Origin of the sequence: Cryobacterium sp. TMS1-13-1 (assembly GCF_004403125.1) — a bacterium.
GTDB classification, from domain to species: Bacteria; Actinomycetota; Actinomycetes; order Actinomycetales; family Microbacteriaceae; genus Cryobacterium; species Cryobacterium levicorallinum.
The window spans coordinates 72,343-88,862 of record NZ_SOGX01000002.1 but is presented as its reverse complement, the minus strand read 5'-3'; the positions used below and the strand labels follow the sequence as shown (position 1 = coordinate 88,862).

General features: G+C 67.0%; 18 protein-coding genes and 3 tRNA genes. 14 read left to right on the top strand and 7 right to left on the bottom strand.

Annotated elements, in window-relative coordinates; translation table 11 throughout:
• Positions 1 to 11 precede the first annotated feature (11 nt).
• From E3T31_RS01350 to E3T31_RS01325, 6 genes are all read right to left on the bottom strand, one after another.
• Positions 12 to 683: a haloacid dehalogenase type II gene (locus E3T31_RS01350; RefSeq protein WP_134467135.1), complete on the bottom strand. Its 672-nt coding sequence runs from the start codon at positions 681 to 683 to the stop codon at positions 12 to 14.
• Complete coding sequence (locus E3T31_RS01345) at positions 680 to 1,186, bottom strand: HAD domain-containing protein (RefSeq protein WP_134467134.1); 507 nt, start codon at positions 1,184 to 1,186, stop codon at positions 680 to 682. Before E3T31_RS01345 ends, E3T31_RS01350 begins: the two co-directional genes overlap by 4 nt.
• Before the next feature lie 152 nt (positions 1,187 to 1,338).
• Positions 1,339 to 1,635, bottom strand: coding sequence for a hypothetical protein (locus tag E3T31_RS01340; RefSeq protein ID WP_134467133.1), 297 nt, complete (start codon positions 1,633 to 1,635; stop codon positions 1,339 to 1,341).
• A gap of 269 nt (positions 1,636 to 1,904) precedes the next feature.
• A tRNA-Phe gene (locus E3T31_RS01335) sits at positions 1,905 to 1,980 on the bottom strand.
• A 69-nt stretch (positions 1,981 to 2,049) separates the two neighbouring features.
• Positions 2,050 to 2,123: transfer RNA gene (locus E3T31_RS01330), tRNA-Asp, on the bottom strand.
• Positions 2,124 to 2,222: 99 nt separating this feature from the next.
• Positions 2,223 to 2,295, bottom strand: a tRNA-Glu gene (locus tag E3T31_RS01325).
• Between the two features lie 255 nt (positions 2,296 to 2,550).
• On the opposite strand from E3T31_RS01325, the gene E3T31_RS01320 reads away from it, so the two are divergent.
• Positions 2,551 to 3,900 carry a M23 family metallopeptidase gene (locus E3T31_RS01320; RefSeq protein ID WP_241977469.1) on the top strand — a complete coding sequence of 450 codons (1,350 nt, stop codon included), beginning with the start codon at positions 2,551 to 2,553 and terminating at the stop codon, positions 3,898 to 3,900.
• Complete coding sequence (locus E3T31_RS01315; protein ID WP_134467132.1) at positions 3,893 to 5,338, top strand: NlpC/P60 family protein; 1,446 nt, start codon at positions 3,893 to 3,895, stop codon at positions 5,336 to 5,338. The genes E3T31_RS01320 and E3T31_RS01315 overlap by 8 nt, the downstream gene beginning before the upstream one ends.
• Positions 5,339 to 5,677: 339 nt before the next feature.
• Here the strand turns inward: E3T31_RS01315 and ppa are convergent, their stop codons facing one another.
• A complete protein-coding gene (gene ppa, locus E3T31_RS01310) occupies positions 5,678 to 6,169 on the bottom strand; it encodes an inorganic diphosphatase (protein WP_134467131.1) in 492 nt (163 codons plus the stop codon).
• 45 nt (positions 6,170 to 6,214) lie between these two features.
• On the opposite strand from ppa, the gene tilS reads away from it, so the two are divergent.
• The 12 genes from tilS (at position 6,215) to panC (ending at position 16,506) form a co-directional block, all read left to right on the top strand.
• Complete coding sequence (gene tilS / locus E3T31_RS01305) at positions 6,215 to 7,189, top strand: tRNA lysidine(34) synthetase TilS (RefSeq protein WP_134467130.1); 975 nt, start codon at positions 6,215 to 6,217, stop codon at positions 7,187 to 7,189.
• Between the two features lie 28 nt (positions 7,190 to 7,217).
• Positions 7,218 to 7,790, top strand: a complete 573-nt coding sequence (gene hpt, locus E3T31_RS01300) for a hypoxanthine phosphoribosyltransferase (RefSeq protein WP_092451772.1) — start codon at positions 7,218 to 7,220, stop codon at positions 7,788 to 7,790.
• Between the two features lie 82 nt (positions 7,791 to 7,872).
• Entirely contained in the window at positions 7,873 to 9,882 is a 2,010-nt protein-coding gene (gene ftsH, locus E3T31_RS01295) for an ATP-dependent zinc metalloprotease FtsH (RefSeq protein ID WP_134467129.1), read from the top strand.
• 6 nt (positions 9,883 to 9,888) lie between these two features.
• Entirely contained in the window at positions 9,889 to 10,458 is a 570-nt protein-coding gene (gene folE / locus E3T31_RS01290) for a GTP cyclohydrolase I FolE (protein ID WP_092451776.1), read from the top strand.
• A gap of 14 nt (positions 10,459 to 10,472) precedes the next feature.
• Positions 10,473 to 11,327, top strand: a complete 855-nt coding sequence (gene folP, locus E3T31_RS01285; protein WP_134467128.1) for a dihydropteroate synthase — start codon at positions 10,473 to 10,475, stop codon at positions 11,325 to 11,327.
• Entirely contained in the window at positions 11,324 to 11,689 is a 366-nt protein-coding gene (gene folB, locus E3T31_RS01280) for a dihydroneopterin aldolase (protein ID WP_134467127.1), read from the top strand. Before folP ends, folB begins: the two co-directional genes overlap by 4 nt.
• On the top strand, positions 11,686 to 12,219 hold the full coding sequence (gene folK / locus E3T31_RS01275; RefSeq protein ID WP_134467126.1) for a 2-amino-4-hydroxy-6-hydroxymethyldihydropteridine diphosphokinase: 534 nt from the start codon (positions 11,686 to 11,688) through the stop codon (positions 12,217 to 12,219). The genes folB and folK overlap by 4 nt, the downstream gene beginning before the upstream one ends.
• Positions 12,216 to 12,692, top strand: coding sequence for a DUF3180 domain-containing protein (locus tag E3T31_RS01270; RefSeq protein WP_134467125.1), 477 nt, complete (start codon positions 12,216 to 12,218; stop codon positions 12,690 to 12,692). Before folK ends, E3T31_RS01270 begins: the two co-directional genes overlap by 4 nt.
• Positions 12,685 to 13,221 (top strand): PH domain-containing protein, encoded by a 537-nt coding sequence (locus E3T31_RS01265; protein WP_241977467.1) that lies wholly within the window; start codon positions 12,685 to 12,687, stop codon positions 13,219 to 13,221. Before E3T31_RS01270 ends, E3T31_RS01265 begins: the two co-directional genes overlap by 8 nt.
• Entirely contained in the window at positions 13,218 to 14,879 is a 1,662-nt protein-coding gene (locus tag E3T31_RS01260; RefSeq protein ID WP_134467124.1) for a PH domain-containing protein, read from the top strand. Before E3T31_RS01265 ends, E3T31_RS01260 begins: the two co-directional genes overlap by 4 nt.
• A complete protein-coding gene (locus tag E3T31_RS01255; protein WP_092451788.1) occupies positions 14,876 to 15,637 on the top strand; it encodes a Rossmann-like and DUF2520 domain-containing protein in 762 nt (253 codons plus the stop codon). Before E3T31_RS01260 ends, E3T31_RS01255 begins: the two co-directional genes overlap by 4 nt.
• Positions 15,634 to 16,506 carry a pantoate--beta-alanine ligase gene (panC, locus tag E3T31_RS01250; RefSeq protein ID WP_134467123.1) on the top strand — a complete coding sequence of 291 codons (873 nt, stop codon included), beginning with the start codon at positions 15,634 to 15,636 and terminating at the stop codon, positions 16,504 to 16,506. Before E3T31_RS01255 ends, panC begins: the two co-directional genes overlap by 4 nt.
• Positions 16,507 to 16,520 lie beyond the last annotated feature (14 nt).

Sequence of the window (16,520 nt, the reverse complement as noted above, 5' to 3'; positions counted from 1 at the left end):
ACATTCGTACCCTATTTGAGTTGACGGGCGAGGTCGCTCAAAGCGGTGATCGTGTGGTCCGGTGCCGCAAAGTAGCTCGGGTAGGCCTCGCCCGTACGGTTCAACCACGCGGTGCCCAGGCCCGCCCTGGCCGCCCCGTGGATGTCCCAGGGATGCACGGCCACCAGCACCAGGTCGGCCGCTATCACCCCGCACGCAACCGCGGCATAGTCATAGGCGGCCTGAACCGGCTTCCACGCTGGGGCGTCTTCTACCGTGAGTACGGCCTCGAAGTCGCTCCGCAGCCCGGCCCGGGTCAGCAGGGACTCGGCTACCTGATCCGATCCGTTGGACAATGTCACGAGGCGCATCCCCGCGCTTTTCAGGGCCCGGATTCCGTCAGCGATGTCCGGATGCAGGCTCAACGATTGGAAGCCGTTCATGATGTGGTTCACGGCATCGTCGAGACTGCGGGTGAGCGCCACATTGCGGAGCAGTCCGCGCAGAACCTCCGAACCGATCGCCGCGAATTTTGCAGTTCCACCCGCGGCAGCGAGGGCGAACCCATCCCGCAGCAGCGCGGCGAACCAGATTCGCGCCAGTTCGGCCGGGGCGCCGATCTCCACGAATCGGGCGCTCAGCGGGGACATGTCGGAGAGAGTCTCGTTGACATCGAATACGATCACTGATGGTGTGCTGGTCATGACTCGCTCCGTGGGTTGGTGGGTGTGTCGGTCGGCACCAGGCCCGCGATGAAGCGCTGCACGTCGGCGATCTGCGCGGCGGTGAGCCCGATGTTCATGTCGGGCTGCACCAGAAGCGTGGGTCGCGCCTCGGCGGCCGCCCACCTGACGGCATCCTGGCGCAGGATGTCATCGATCCAGATCACCGCGTCGGGCTGCGGCTCTTGCCGGGCCAGCCAGCGGGCGACCCAGTGGAGCTTCGCCGTCGGTGCGGGAGCTGACGGATCGGCGTGCAGGTTGCGCGGAAAGGCGATGCCCTCGGTGTCTGCTGCCAGGCCGAGGTCCCGGGTCAGGTGAAAGGTGTGGGTGGGGGACCAGGTGGTCGCCCAGACGATGGATCCCAGCTCGGCGAGCTGCCGCACCAGCTCCTGGCGGGGTGCATCGAGCACGAGCCGCTGGCTGACGACCCGCGGGTTCAGTACCCCATCGACGTCGAGCAGGATAAGGACGGTGCGCGGGGTCATCACTTGAGCCTAGGTGTTCCTTTCGGATGATGTCGGTGCTGCCAGGTTCGGCACCTGATGCGCGCTGCCTCGTGAACGGATGGTCCGTCCCGCTCGATTCCGCGTACGGGCGCTTCCTGAAACGGTGACCGGCAGCGATTGGTCTCGGGACATTAGTCCGCGGGATTTGCTCGCAGCCAGGCACGGACTTGTTCTGCATGAGCGTCCGCCGGGAAGACGGGATAAAACACGTGCCTGATGGTCTGCCCGTCGACGACGAGGGTCATCCGCTTGAGAAGTGTCAAGCCTGCGACCGTGAGCTCGTGCCTGGGTCGGCACAGCGTTTCTGCAGTCAGAACCAGTTTCTGGCTCAGGGCCATCTCGCCGTCGCGAACAGGCGCCAAGGTCACCGGGCCGCAGGCGATCCTGAGCCCAAACGGCGGCCACAAATTTTCGATCGATTCTGGCATTTCATCAGCCTATTGCTCTGGATCTCCAGCGCGTCTGGTGGATGAGCCGACGGATGCCGGCACTCTCATCGACAAACGGCGCGGAGATACCGATTTCGACGCGGCACTTTTGGCTACGCTAGCCGGGCCGCAGGGACCCGACGACAACGATTCGAGTGAGCTGCAGCTCGCACCCGCCCTGTCGAGGGCGCGATGCCCGAGACTCGGACCGGGCATAAAAAAGGCCACTCCCCGAGTCCCTCACGAGTGAGTTTCCCAGGAAGTGGCGGTGGTGGCCCCGACCGGCGTCGATCCGGTGACCTTTCGATTTTCAGTCGAACGCTCTACCAACTGAGCTACAGGGCCCCAAAGATACGTCAAAACGTGTCTTCTAAGAAAAAAGCCCTTCCTTTCGAAAGGGCTATATTTCCTTTGCGACCCTGACCGGACTTGAACCGGCGACCTCCGCCGTGACAGGGCGGCGCGCTAACCAACTGCGCTACAGGGCCTCGAGGTGAAAATTGTGAATCTGTGTGCGAGGCACTTGGTAAGACTATTCTATTTCTTTGCTACTTTTTCACTTACTCTGTGTGCACGTGCAGTTTGCGTAGCCCCAACGGGATTCGAACCCGTGTTAACGCCGTGAAAGGGCGCCGTCCTAGGCCGCTAAACGATGGGGCCGTGAGCCATAAAGTTCATGGCTGCCGAAGAGTAAGCATACGGTCTTGTGGGGCGAAGGCCAAATCGACGCGCGCAGCATCCGCTTGAAAGCTGCCCATTTTGTGACGCCAATTCGCACCGCGCCCACAAATGTGCGGGCCACAGCCCTTTTCGCGAGTTAGATTCGGCGTTGAAACTGGGCGAAACCTGCTCAATTTGTTACTCTGAAGAGTCTGCTGCGGCGCAAGCTGCAGCTGGAAAGCCCGGTGGGAAACAATGATTCGTTCTACAGCCGTGATCCGCCGCTCCGGAAACCCTCCGGCCAGCCGTTTTCGAGCGGGCAGTCGGTGGCCTCGGCACGCCCTGGCGCTGACCAGCGTCGTCGCAGCCATGACTCTTCTGGTCACGCTGGTTGCCCCGGCCGCCCCGGCGCGGGCCGTCGATTACCCCTCGTGGCAGGATCTGCAGAACGCCAAGGCGAACACCAGTGCCGCCGCCGCGCAGGTGACCGCGATCGAGAATCTCATCGCTGGCCTGCAGGTGCAGGTGCAGGAGACCCAGGCCGCCGCCGAGAAGAGCGCCATCGAACTCGAAGACGCGCAGCGAGAATTTGACGATGCCACCCGTCGTGCCGAGGACATCCAGAAGCAGGCAGACGACAGCAAGGCCACAGCGGATGCCGCCACCAAGCAGGCCGGCCAGCTCGCCGCCCAGCTCTACCGCACCGGCGGCACGGACCTGAGTGTCAACCTGTTCCTGGAAGGTGAGGGGGACGGCGCCGACGCCGACCTGCTGCTGGCAAAACTCGGCAGTATGAGCAAGCTGGTTGAGCGCAGTTCGGATGTGTACGTCGAGGCTCAGTCCGCCATGAATAACGCCCAGTCACTCGGCGACCAGGCCAAGGTCGCCCAGTCGGAACGCGAAGTGTTGCGCGTCGCCGCCGAGGCTGCCCTCGTCGCGGCCCAGGCAGCGGCCGAGGCGGCGGCCGATGCCCTCGCCGAATCTGAGGCCAAGGGCATCGAACTGGAGCAGCAGCTGCAGTTCATGCGCGACGCCCAGGCCACGACTACGGCCGGCTACGAGGCCGGTGTGGCCGAGCGCGCCCGCCTCGAAGCGATCCGGGTGGCGGCCGAGGCCGAGGCGGCCCGGGTGGCAGCGGCTGCAGCGCGCGCCAGCGGCGGCTCCGGCGGAACCGTGAGCATGTCCGGCTGGGGCGTTCCGGCCAGCGGACGCATCACCGGCGGCTACGGCCCCCGCTCGACCATTTGCGGCGACGGCGGACAGTGCAGCGGAAGCTTTCACTACGCGACAGACCTCGGCACCGGCTGCGGCGCGCCCATCTACGCCGCCCACGCCGGCGTCGTCACCTGGGCCGGGCGCCTCGGCACCTACGGTAACTTCGTGAAGATCAGCCACGGCGACAACGTCTCGACCGGCTACGCCCACATTCGCGACGGCGGGTACAACGTGGGAGTCGGCCAGTCGGTATCGGCGGGGCAGCTCATCGCCAGCTCCGGACAGACCGGGGCCGCCAACGGCTGCCACCTGCACTTCGAAGTTTGGATTGGTGGAAACCGCATCAATCCCGTTCCATTCATGGCCGACCGGGGAGCAGCACTTGGCTAACAACAGCACACCTGCAGGGAATACCGCAGCGTTACCGAGCACCACTGCACGTGCACGAGTTCACACACGATCGAAGCGCCTGTTCTCGGCCGTCGCGATCGGCGCGGTCTCGGCCGTGACGGCATCCGTTGCCGCGGCCGGCGGGGCGGCGTTTGCCGCGCCGGACTACCCGAGCTGGAACGACGTCGAAAAGGCCAAGCAGAACGAGTCGACCAAGCAGGCCGAAATTGCCACGCTGGGTGAGCTGCTGGACGGTTTGGCCGCCCAGGCGGCGACCGCCGTGACGACCGCACAGATGGCGGCCGAGGAATATCGCATCACCCAGGACTCCCTGGCTGCCGCCACCGAGCGGGAAGCCAGCCTGAACGCGCAGGCGAAAAAGGCAGAGGCTGCCGCTGCGACGTCGAAGATGCGGGCCGGCCTGATCGCGGCCCACCTCGCCAAGTCCGGCGGCAACGGTCTCTCACTCAACCTGTTCCTGAGCGGCAACAGCGCCGATGACCTGCTCAGCCAGCTCGGTACAGCCAGCAAGCTCAGCGAGCAGTCCGAGCAGATTTACACCGAAGCGCGCCAGGACCAGAACGCGGCCGAGTCGCTCGGCGACCAGGCGGCGTCGGCCACCGACGAACGCGAACGCCTCACCGCAGAGTCCAAGACCACCTTTGAGGCGGCGGCTGCCAGCTCAGCGGCGGCCGAGGCAGCCTACGACACTCAGCAACGCCGGTCGAGCGAGCTGTTCGAGCAGCTCGCCCTGCTCAAGGACACCACGGCCGAGGCTGAGCGTAGCTTTCACGTCGGCGAAGAAGCGGCCGCTGCAGCGAAGGCGTTCGCGCAGGCTCAGGCCTCGGCTGCTGCAATAGCGGCTGCTGCGGCTGCCGCAGCAGCGCAAGCGGCGCAGGACGCCGCGGCCGCTGAGGGTTCCGGCTCGGGCAGCGGTTCCGCCTCGGGTTCTGGGTCCGGTTTCGGCAGTGGTTCAGGGTCTGGCGCGGCCACTCCCGTCGTGCCGAGCGTGCCGAGCGCTCCGGCCGGCGGCGGTACGACCGTTCCGGTGCCGAATGCGAGTGTCGTGGACACCGCTCTCGCCTTCGCCAGCGACCAGCTCGGCGACCGGTACGTCTTCGGCGGCTCCGGCCCCGACGCCTGGGACTGCTCGGGTCTGACCAAGGCGGCTTACGCCGCGGCGGGCGTCTACATCGGCACCCACTCAGCCACGGACCAGTACAACACCATGGCGCGGCAGGGCAAGCTCGTCTCCTTCGCGCAGGTGCAGGTGGGCGACCTGGTGTTCTGGGGCAGCCCCGGAAACTACTACCACGTGGCGATTTACGTCGGCGGCGGGCAGGTTATCGAAGCCCCGAACCCCTCGGCGCGCGTGCGGGTGCACAGCATCTGGTCGTCCTGGGCTGTTGCGCCCTACGTCGGGCGCCCCGCAGCGTAGCGCGGAGCTCTCAGGCCCCGCATGAGGCCGGACGTGTAGCTAATGCTGGAGATCTTCACGGGATCGCTCGATGGCCAGAGGACCAGTGCGACGACCGCACCGGCACTTGGCGGATTTCCTGATGCCACCCCCGAGGGGTGGGGGCTACTGGCAGGCCGAGGGCCCGCTGCGGGCGGGGGCCCCGAACCGGACACCAACAGGGGCCCCTGCCGCCGGATAACCGGTGACCGGAGCCCCTGTTCGTAGCGCCCGCCTGCTGTTTGGCGCTGAAGGGGCGCAAACCGTCCATCCGAAACCGGTTTTAGGTCGATTTGCGCCCCCTCAGGAAGCTCCTGCGGGTTAGTGACCCTCAGCGGCGAGCTTCGCGATGCCGTCGACAATGATCTGATCGGCTTCGGCGGCGTCGCCCCAGCCCTCCGTCTTGACCCACTTGCCCGGCTCGAGATCCTTGTAGTGCTCGAAGAAGTGCTCGATCTCCTTGCGGGTGTACTCCGGAATGTCGAGGACATCCTGAATGTGATCCCAGCGCGGGTCACCGGCCGGAACGGCGATGACCTTGGCATCTGAACCGCCATCATCGGTCATGTTGAACACACCGACAGGGCGCACCGAGACGCCAACGCCCGGAAACAAAGGGTAGTCGAGCAGCACGAGCACGTCGACCGGGTCGCCGTCGAGGCCGAGGGTGTTCTCGAAGTAGCCATAGTCGGTGGGGTACATGAAGCTCGTGTAGAGCACCCGGTCGAGATACACCCGTCCGGTTTCGTGGTCTACCTCGTACTTGTTGCGGCTCCCGCGGGGGATTTCGATAACTGCGTCGTATTCGGCCATGGCGTTGTTTCTCCCTTGATCTAAGTCTGCGGATAACGTTACTGGATGAAGTCTTCCCGCCGCCCGCGCCTAACCCCGGCCATCGCCGACATTCGCCGGGCCGTGCGCGCGTTGCTGCCGACCGAGGGACTCGTGCTGGTCGGCCTGAGCGGCGGCGCCGATTCGCTCGCGCTGGCCGCGGCGACCGCCTTCGAGGCCGGGCGCGCGGGTATCCGTGCCGGCGCGGTCATCGTCGATCACAACCTGCAAACCGGTTCAGCGGATGTCGCAGTCGCAGCCGCCGAGACCGCCCGCCAGCTTGGCCTCGACCCCGTGCTCGTCTGGAGCGTGACGGTCGACGGCGACGGAACCGGCCCGGAGGCGGCCGCCCGCACCGCACGCTATGCGGCGTTCGCTGCGGCGCTCGAGCAGACCGGGGCGAGCGGCGTACTGCTCGGTCATACCCTCGACGACCAGGCCGAAACCGTGCTGCTCGGGCTGGCCCGGGGCTCCGGGCCGACCAGCCTGCGCGGAATGGCGGCGCAAACCGGGCCGATTTTGCGACCGTTGCTGGGCATCCGTCGCGCCGCTACCCGGCAATTCTGTGCGGATGCCGGCCTAGTGCCGTGGACCGACCCGCAGAATTTCGACCCGCGCTATGCCCGGGTGCGGGCGCGCGAAACCGTGCTGCCGCTGCTGGAAAGCGAGCTCGGTCCCGGCGTCGCCGTGGCGCTCGCCCGCACCGCTCAGGCGCTGCGCGAGGATTCCGACGCGCTCGATGAGCTGGCCGACGCGGTCGCGCGCAGGCACTGGGCTCATGGCACGATCGACGCGGCCGCTCTCGCAGCCCAGCCGGCTGCGGTGCGGCAGCGCGTGATCCGATTGGGAGTGGAGCAGGAGTGTGGGGTGTGGCTCGACCGGCGGCAGACCCTGGCGGTGGCGGCCCTCGTGACCGATTGGCATGGACAGGGGGCACTCAGCCTGCCGGGTATTAGAGTTGTACGGCAGGGCGGATTGTTGATTTTTTCCGTGCCAGCATAAATCTGAAGAAATGGACTGCACCTTTCATATGGAACCTCGCGACATTGACGGCGACCTCACCGAGATCCTGATCAGCGAGGAGCAGATCCGCGATCGCCTGGCCGAGATGAGCCGCGAGATCGAAGCCGACTACGCCGGCACCGATCTGCTGCTGGTCGGCGTGCTCAAGGGCGCGGTCATGGTCATGGCCGATCTGGCCCGCGAACTGCGCCACCCGATCACGATGGACTGGATGGCGGTCAGCTCCTACGGCTCCGGCACGCAGTCCAGCGGCGTCGTGCGCATTCTCAAGGACCTCGACACCGACCTGTCCGGCCGCAACGTGCTCATCGTCGAGGACATCATCGACTCCGGCCTGACCCTCTCGTGGCTGCTGGCGAACCTGAAAACGCGCGGTCCGGCATCCATTGAAATCTGCGCACTGCTGCGCAAACCGGATGCCGCGCGCGTCGACATCGACGTGAAATACGTCGGATTCAACATTCCGAACAAGTTCGTGGTCGGTTATGGCCTCGACTATGACGAGAAGTACCGCAACCTGCGCTCGGTCGGAATTCTCGCCCCGCACGTGTATTCCACCGTCGCGGCCGCCGCGCTCTAACAGCGTTCGGCTCTGCGCCAGAGTTTTCCTTTGGGCGAACACACGGCATTCCCTTGTAAACGCGCGCTAGCCTGAGGTCACCATGAACGTCAAGAAGCTACTCCGCGGCCCCATTTTGTACATTGTGCTCGCCGTCATCGCCGTCTGGGTGGGGTCGAGCCTCATCACCATGTCCGGATTTCGTGAGGTCAGCACACAAGAGGGCCTGAGCTTTCTTGAATCGGGCAACGTCGCCGAGGCGACCATCGTCGATGGCGAACAACGCGTCGACCTGACGCTGACCAAGGCCAGCGGCGACCTCGGCACCCAGGTTCAGTTCTATTACGTTGCTCCGCGTGGTGAAGAGATCATCACCGCGGTGACCGCAGCAAACCCGAAGGACGGCTTCACCGACGAGGTGCCGCAGCCTAACTGGGTGCTCTCCGTGCTGAGCTTCCTGCTGCCCGTGCTGCTGATCGGTGCCTTCTTCTGGCTCATGATCTCGATGCAGGGCGGTGGCAGCAAGGTCATGAAGTTTGGCAAGTCCAAGGCCAAGCTCGTCTCCAAGGAAAGCCCACAGGTCACCTTCGCCGACGTCGCCGGCGCCGATGAAGCCATCGAAGAGCTCGAAGAGATCAAAGACTTCCTCAAGGAGCCGGCCAAGTTCCAGGCGGTCGGAGCCCGCATCCCCAAGGGCGTTCTGCTGTATGGCCCTCCCGGGACCGGAAAGACGCTGCTGGCCCGGGCCGTGGCCGGCGAGGCCAACGTGCCGTTTTACGCGATCAGCGGCTCGGACTTCGTGGAAATGTTCGTCGGCGTCGGAGCCAGCCGCGTGCGTGACCTGTTCAGCCAGGCCAAGGAAAACGCCCCGGCCATCATCTTCATCGACGAGATCGACGCCGTTGGTCGTCACCGTGGTGCCGGAATGGGCGGCGGCCACGACGAACGCGAGCAGACCCTGAACCAGTTGCTGGTCGAGATGGACGGCTTCGACGTGAAGGCGAACGTCATTCTGATCGCCGCCACCAACCGACCAGACATTCTCGACCCCGCTCTGCTTCGCCCTGGCCGGTTCGACCGGCAGATCGGCGTTGATGCGCCCGATATGCTCGGTCGCAAGCGCATCCTCGAGGTGCACTCCAAGGGCAAGCCGATGGCCGAGGGTGTTGACCTCGAGGTCCTCGCCCGTAAAACGCCCGGCTTCACCGGCGCCGACCTGGCAAATGTGCTCAACGAGGCCGCTCTGCTGACCGCTCGCTCGAACGCCCAGCTCATCGACAACCGGGCCCTGGACGAGGCCGTCGACCGGGTCATGGCCGGACCGCAGCGACGCACCCGCGTGATGCGCGACAAGGAAAAGCTCATCACGGCGTACCACGAGGGTGGCCACGCCCTCGTCGCGACCGCCATGAACTTCACCGACCCGGTCACCAAGATCACAATTCTGCCGCGCGGCCGGGCCCTCGGCTACACGATGGTCATGCCGCTTGAAGACCGCTACTCGGTCACCCGCAACGAACTGCTCGACCAGCTGGCCTACGCCATGGGTGGCCGTGTCGCCGAGGAGATCATCTTTCACGACCCGACCAGCGGCGCGTCCAACGACATCGAGAAGGCCACCGCGACGGCCCGCAAGATGGTCACCGAGTTCGGCATGAGCGCGGTCGTCGGTCCGCTCAAGCTCGGCCAGGGTTCCGGTGAGGTGTTTCTCGGCCGCGACATGGGCCACCAGCGTGACTACTCGGAGCGCGTGGCCGAGAGCGTCGACCGCGAGGTGCGCCAGCTGCTCGAGGACGCCCACGACGAGGCCTACGAGGTTTTGATCAAGAACCGCGTGATCCTGGACGACCTCGCCACGGCACTGCTCGAGCACGAAACGCTCGACCAGACCGCTCTCGCCGAGATCTTCGCCAACGTCGAAAAGCTCCCGTCGCGCCCGCAGTGGCTGTCGAGCGACAAGCGCCCCGTGTCTGACGTGCCGCCGATCGCGATGCCGACTCCGAAGGCTCCCATCGACGGTGCCGCCGTCGACGGTGGCATCACGAGCGGTGACGCCGCCCCCGCCAAACCGAAACGCGCGCCGGCCCGTACCCCCCGCCCCGCGACCGCTTAGGCGCCCGTGGCGGTGGACAGGGCACGCATCGAAGCGGCCGTTTCAGAGATTCTCGCTGCAATCGGCGAGAATCCGGAACGGGTCGGCCTGGAGAGCACGCCGCGACGAGTAGCGGATGCCTACGCCGAGTTCTTCGCCGGCCTGGACCAGGACCCGCAGGAGCTCCTGCAGGACTTCGTTCCGGTCGGGGACAGCACCGGGGAACTCGTGCTGCTGCGCGACATCGCCTTTCGGTCCATCTGTGAACACCACCTGCTGCCGTTCCTGGGCACCGCCCACGTGGCCTACCTGCCACGGGGCCGGGTCGTCGGCCTCGGCCGGTTGCCCGCCGTTGTTGAAACCATCGCAGCCCGGCCCCAGCTGCAGGAGCGCCTGACCGAGGAGATCGCCGGCGCTTTGCAGGACGGCCTCGACCCGCTCGGCGTGCTCGTCGTGCTCGATGCCGTGCACGGCTGTGTCGGCACCCGCGGCCCACGCCAGAGCGCGAGCTCGACCGTGACCATGGCTTCCCGCGGCGTGCTGACCGAGCCGACCGCTCGCGCCGAGATCATTGCCCTGATCGCCGCGGGCCAATGACTCTGATCAGGCCAGTGACGCTCATCATGGGGGTGCTCAACGTCACACCTGACTCTTTCAGCGATGGCGGACGGTGGGCAGCAACGGATGCCGCCATCGAGCACGGACTGCTGCTGCGCGCCCAGGGCGCCGACCTGATCGACGTGGGCGGTGAATCCACTCGCCCGGGTGCCACCCGCGTCACTCCGGCCGAGGAACAAAACCGGGTCATTCCGGTCGTCACCGAACTCGCCCGGCAGGGACTGCGCCTGAGCATCGACACGCTCAACGCCTCGACGGCCCGCGCGGCAGCGAAAGCCGGAGCGAGCATCATCAACGATGTTTCCGGCGGGTTGGCCGACCCCGACATGGCCGCTGTCGTCGCCGACACGGGCCTGAACTTTGTGGCCATGCACTGGCGTGCCCATGCCCAGCAGATGGACGCCCTCACGGAGTACGACAACGTCGTCACCGAGGTCATGGTCGCGCTCACCGCCCGGGTGGACGCGTTGACCGCCGCCGGCGTGGCGCACGAGCGCATCGTGCTCGACCCTGGCCTCGGCTTCTCCAAGAAGACCGAACACAACTGGCAGCTGATCAACCGGCTGGATGCCTTCGCCTCGCTGGGGTTTCCGATCCTCATCGGAGCCTCGCGCAAACGCTTTCTGGCCGCGGTTTTGCCGGACGGCGCTCCCGTGCAGGACCGTGACCTGCCGACCGCCGTGGTGAGTGTGCTGGCCGCACAGGCGGGCGCCTGGGCGGTGCGCGTGCACGACGTCGCCGGCACCCGCGCGGCGCTCAACGTGCTGTCCAGCGCCCGGCAGTCGACGCCGTCGGCCACCACTGGATTGTCGGGCGGGTCGTTCGAGTCCGACACAATGGAACCATGACTGATTCGATCACCCTCACCGGCCTGCGGGTGAACGCCCACCACGGCGTCTACGACTTCGAGAAAGAAAACGGCCAGGACTTCGTCATTGACGTCACCGTCTGGCTCGATCTGCTCGCGGCGGCGGCGAGCGATGACGTGACCCAGACCATCCACTATGGCGAACTCGCCGAGCAAATCACCGACGCAGCCAGGCACAACCCGGTCGACCTCATCGAAACCGTCGCCGAACGCATCGCCGCCGTCGTGCTGGCCCACCACCCACCGGCGCTCAAGGTGCAGGTCACGGTGCACAAGCCGCAGGCTCCCATCTCCGTACCCTTCACCGACGTGGCTGTTCAGATCACCCGGGTGCGGCCATGACCGGTGATCGAGTCGTTCTGGCCCTCGGCAGCAACCTCGGCGACCGGGAAACGACGCTCGCGAGCGCCGTGCGGGATCTCGCCGACCTGCCCGGCGCGACGCTGGTCGCGGTGTCGCCGAGCTACGAATCGGCAGCCGTGAAACTCGACGGTGTTGACGAGCGCGCCCCCCGCTATCTCAACGCGGTACTCACGATCGATTACACCGGCGACGCCTACGCGCTGCTCGACGCCGTCAACGCCATCGAGGCCGAGCACGGCCGGGTGCGCGCCGAGCGCTGGGGCGACCGCACACTCGACATCGACATCATCGCCTTCGGCCAGCTGAGCATCGACGACGCGCGCCTCACCGTGCCGCACCCGCGCGCGGCGGAACGCGACTTCGTGCTCGCCCCCTGGCTCGACCTCGATGAGCAAGCCACCGTTCCCGGACGGGGCCTGGTGCGCGACCTACTCGCCGCGACCGGCCAGACAGTGCGCCGGGCAACAGATGCCGCCACCTTCCACCCGGCACCGGGAGCACCGCGATGAAGCGCTCGCACGCGACCGGGCTGCTCGCGGTGTTGCTCATCGGACTCGTGATCGGCTTTCTGATCGAGATCGCGTTCGCGGCATCCGGTGCCCCCATCGTCGTTCCACCGGTTACCCTGCCGCTAACGCTCATCCTGTTGGCGGCCGTCGTCGTGAGTCTGGCCTGGCGGGTACGTCAGGGCAGCCGACGCAAGGCGCTGCGCCGCATCGACCCGTTCTGGGCGATGCGTGTGGCCGTGCTGTCGAAGGCGACCTCACTGTCAGCGTCCCTGCTGTTCGGCGGTTCCCTCGGCATCGTGCTGTACATCCTGACCCGATCCGTGGTGCCGGCGGTCACTTCGCTCTGGCTCGCGATCGGTACGGCGATCGGCGCGGCCGTCATGCTGGCGGCCGGCCTCGTGGCCGAACACTTCTGCACCCTTCCGCCCGACGACGACACCGATACCGACGAGCCCGGAGGTACGCGTGCCTGATTCCGACGATGTGAACCCACCCGAACACGCGCGGGTCGCACCGTCGGAACGGCTCGACCTGGTCGGCGTCGGCGAGTGGAAGCGGGTTTCCCCGAAGTACGTGCTGGTCGAGATCGTCGGCACCATATTGTTCGGCGTCGTGGTCTGCGGCGGCGCCAGCCTGCTCTGGCTGTTGCTCGAGCAGACCTGGGCCTTGTGGGTCGGCCTCGCGGTGCTCCTGATGACCATCATCAACCTGGTGTTCGAACCGCGCCGGGTGCGCTCCATCGGCTATCTGCTGCGCGAGGATGATTTACTCTTTCGCCGCGGCATCCTCTTTCAACGCTTTGTGGCGGTGCCCTACGGACGCATGCAGCTCATCGATATCACCCGCGGCCCGGTGGCGCGCTGGCTCGGTCTGGCCGACCTCAAATTCGTGACCGCGGCGGCGACCGCCGGGGTCTCGATCCCCGGGCTGGCCGAAGCGGATGCCGAAAGTCTGCGCGACCGTTTGGTGGAGCTCGCCGAGATCCGCCGGGCGGGGCTGTGAGCGAGCCCGCCGTTCCGGCGCCACTCGCTGCACCCCGTACCGACCTCACCGACGGGCAGTGGCACCGACTGCACCCCGCGACACCACTGCTGCGCGGCGGCATTTTCATGGTGGCCGTGCTCGGCTTCGTGATCGCCAACCTGCGCGAACGGCTCATCGACGTGTTCCTGGGCGAGGAGAACTACGGCGGCGACCCGATCGATGAGATCTACCAGCGGGGCGGCACCGGGTGGGCGCTGCTCATCATCGCCGGCGTGCTGCTGGTCATAATTGTCGCGTTCTACCTGTCCTGGCGCATGCACACCTTTCGCATCAACGGGGAAGTCGTCGAGGTGCGCAGCGGCCTCGTTTTTCGCAGCAACCGCAAGGCGCGCCTCGACCGGGTGCAGGGGGTGAACCTGGCTCGGCCGTTGATTCCCCGACTGTTCGGAGCCGCCCGGCTCGACATCGCCGTCGCGGGTCAGGACGGCAACGTGCAGCTGGCCTACCTCGGCTCGAAATTAGCGGATGACCTGCGCCGCGACATCCTGCACCTCGCCTCCGGCCTGCGGCAGACCAGAGCGCTGGACACCGCGCCACCACTAACCGCCCCGGCCGTGCTCGGCGGCGATGCCGCCCCCACCCTGATCGGCCCGCCCTCGGCGCACTCGGCCCTCGGCGATTTCGCCGCGGCGCGCTACAACCAGTTTGTGGCCCCGGAACGGGGCCCCGACGCCGCCCCGCCGGAGTCGGTCGTGCGCATTCCGCCCGGACGGCTGATCGGGTCGGTCGTGCTCAGCGGCTTCACCGTCTTTCTGCTCCTGGCCGGCATCGGGCTGATCGTCAGCGTGATCGCCGGCAGCAGCGGCTGGGTGCTCGTGGCCGTGCTTCCCGGCCTGATCGGCAGCGTCGGCTACTACTTCTCGCGCATCACCAAGCAGCTGCGGTTCACGATCGCGGGCACGGCTGACGGCGTGCGGGTCGGGTTCGGCCTGCTCTCCACGAGCAGCCAGACCCTGCCGCCCGGGCGCATCCACGCCATCAAGGTGTCTCAACCCATTCTGTGGCGTCGTTTCGGCTGGTGGCAGATCAACATCAACACAGCGGGGCACGCTGCCGGGGCGAGCGCGAGTAATCCAACGAGCACGGTGCTTCTGCCGGTCGGCACCCTCGCCGACGTCGAGAAGGTGCTCGAACTGGCCGTCCCCGGCTTCACCACCGATACCCATGGGGCGCTGGTCGAAAACGGCATGCTCGGCGGACGCAAGGCTGATTCCGGAGTCGCCGATTTCTACAGCAATGCGCCACCGCGAGCGGTCTGGCTGCGACCCTTCTCCTGGTGGCGCACCGGCTGGGCGGTCTCGGGCAATGTCGCCCTGATCCGTCGCGGGATGCTCTCCCGCGACCTGATCCTCGTGCCGCTCGCCCGCATGCAGGGTGTGAGCGTGAGGCAGGGCCCGATCAAGCGTCGGCTGCGCCTCGCCTCGGCCGACCTGCTCACGGTCGCCGGCCCGGTCACGGCGTCGCTCAGCGTCATCGACGTCGATGAAGCGCTCGTGCTTTTCCAATGGATGTGCACCGGCGCGGTCAGCTCGGCGCTCGCCGACACCAGCCACCGCTGGAGCCGGGCCGACGAGGCCCCGAAGCCAGCCGCAGATCAATACGGAGCGACAGAATGAACGCCAAGCCCGGCCGCCTCGGCGTCGGAATCATCGGAGCCGGCCACGTCGGCCCCATTCTCGGCGCCGCACTCGCGGGTGCCGGCCACGCGATCGTGGGCATCTCAGCGATCTCGCAGGCCAGCCGTGATCGGGCCGAAGCCATCCTGCCGCTCGTGCCGATCCTCACCGTGCCCGAGGTGGTCGAACGCAGTGAGCTGGTCATCATCGCGGTACCCGATGCCCAGCTGGAGAGTCTGGTGCAGGGCCTCGCCGTGACGAACACCTGGCAGCCCGGCCAGCTTGTGCTGCACACCTCCGCCCGCTTCGGCACCGCGGTGCTCGCGCCCGCCCAGGCAGCCGGTGCGATCCCACTCGCCATCCACCCAGCCATGGCCTTCACCGGCACGAGCCTCGATTTGGCCCGGCTCGCGGACAGCTATTTCGCGGTGACCGCGCCCGGCCCGGTGCTGCCGATCGGGCAGGCGCTCGCGGTGGAGATGGGCGGCGAACCGCTCATCGTCGCCGAGGCCGACCGCGCCAGCTACGCCGAAGCCATCGAGATCGCCACCGCATTCTCCACGTCGATCGTCGAGCAGGCCACGCGGCTGCTCGCCGGAATCGGGATGGAGCAGCCGGGAGCCGTGCTGGGGCCGCTGCTGCGCTCCGCGATGGAGAACGCCCTCGGGCGCACGAGCCCGGAACGCCTCGACCTGACCGGGCTGGACGAAATCGCGCCCAGGCAGCATCCGCTTGACGACGACCGGACAATCGAATGAGCACGCCCGAAGTAATCAGCACCATCACCGCCCTGCAACACCGGCTCGGTCAGGCCCGGGGCCGTTCGGCGCTGGTCGGCGGGGACACCCGCATCGTGCTCGTGCCGACCATGGGGGCCCTGCACGCCGGGCACCTCGCGCTGGTGCGGCGGGCGCACGCTCTGGGCGACATCGTGGTGGTGTCGATCTTCGTGAACCCGCTGCAGTTCGGTGCCGGTGAAGACCTCGAGCGGTACCCGCGCACCCTCGATGCCGACCTGGCCACCCTCGCCGACGAGAACGTTTCGGTCGTGTTTGCGCCCACGGCCGGCGAAATGTATCCAGACAGCGCGAACGGCACGCGGGTGACCGCCGGCCCGATCGGCAGCGCCTACGAGGGGGCTGCGCGCCCGGGCCACTTCGACGGCATGCTCACGGTCGTCGCGAAACTGCTGGGCATCGTGGCACCGGATACGGCGGTGTTCGGTCAAAAAGACGGCCAGCAGGTTTTTCTCGTGCAGAGCATGGTTGCCGACCTCAACCTGCGCACCGCGATCGAGGTCGTCGAGACGGTGCGGGAGCCGAGCGGGCTGGCCCTCTCGAGCCGCAATCGCTACCTCGACGACGCCCAGAATACGGCGGCGCAAGCCCTGTTCGCCGGGCTCCGCGCGGCCGTGCAGGCAGCGCTGGCCGGACCCGCCGCCGCCCTCGCTGCCGCACACGCACGCATTGCCGCCCAGCCGCTGGTTAAACTGGACTATCTCGTGATCGTGCACCCGCAGACCTTTGTACCGGTCGACGACGCCTATCGCGGACCGGCCCGGATGCTCGTGGCCGCGCGGGTCGGTACCACCCGGCTGATTGACAACGTGCCGCTTGCCCTCGGGTAGGCAACATCCGCTTT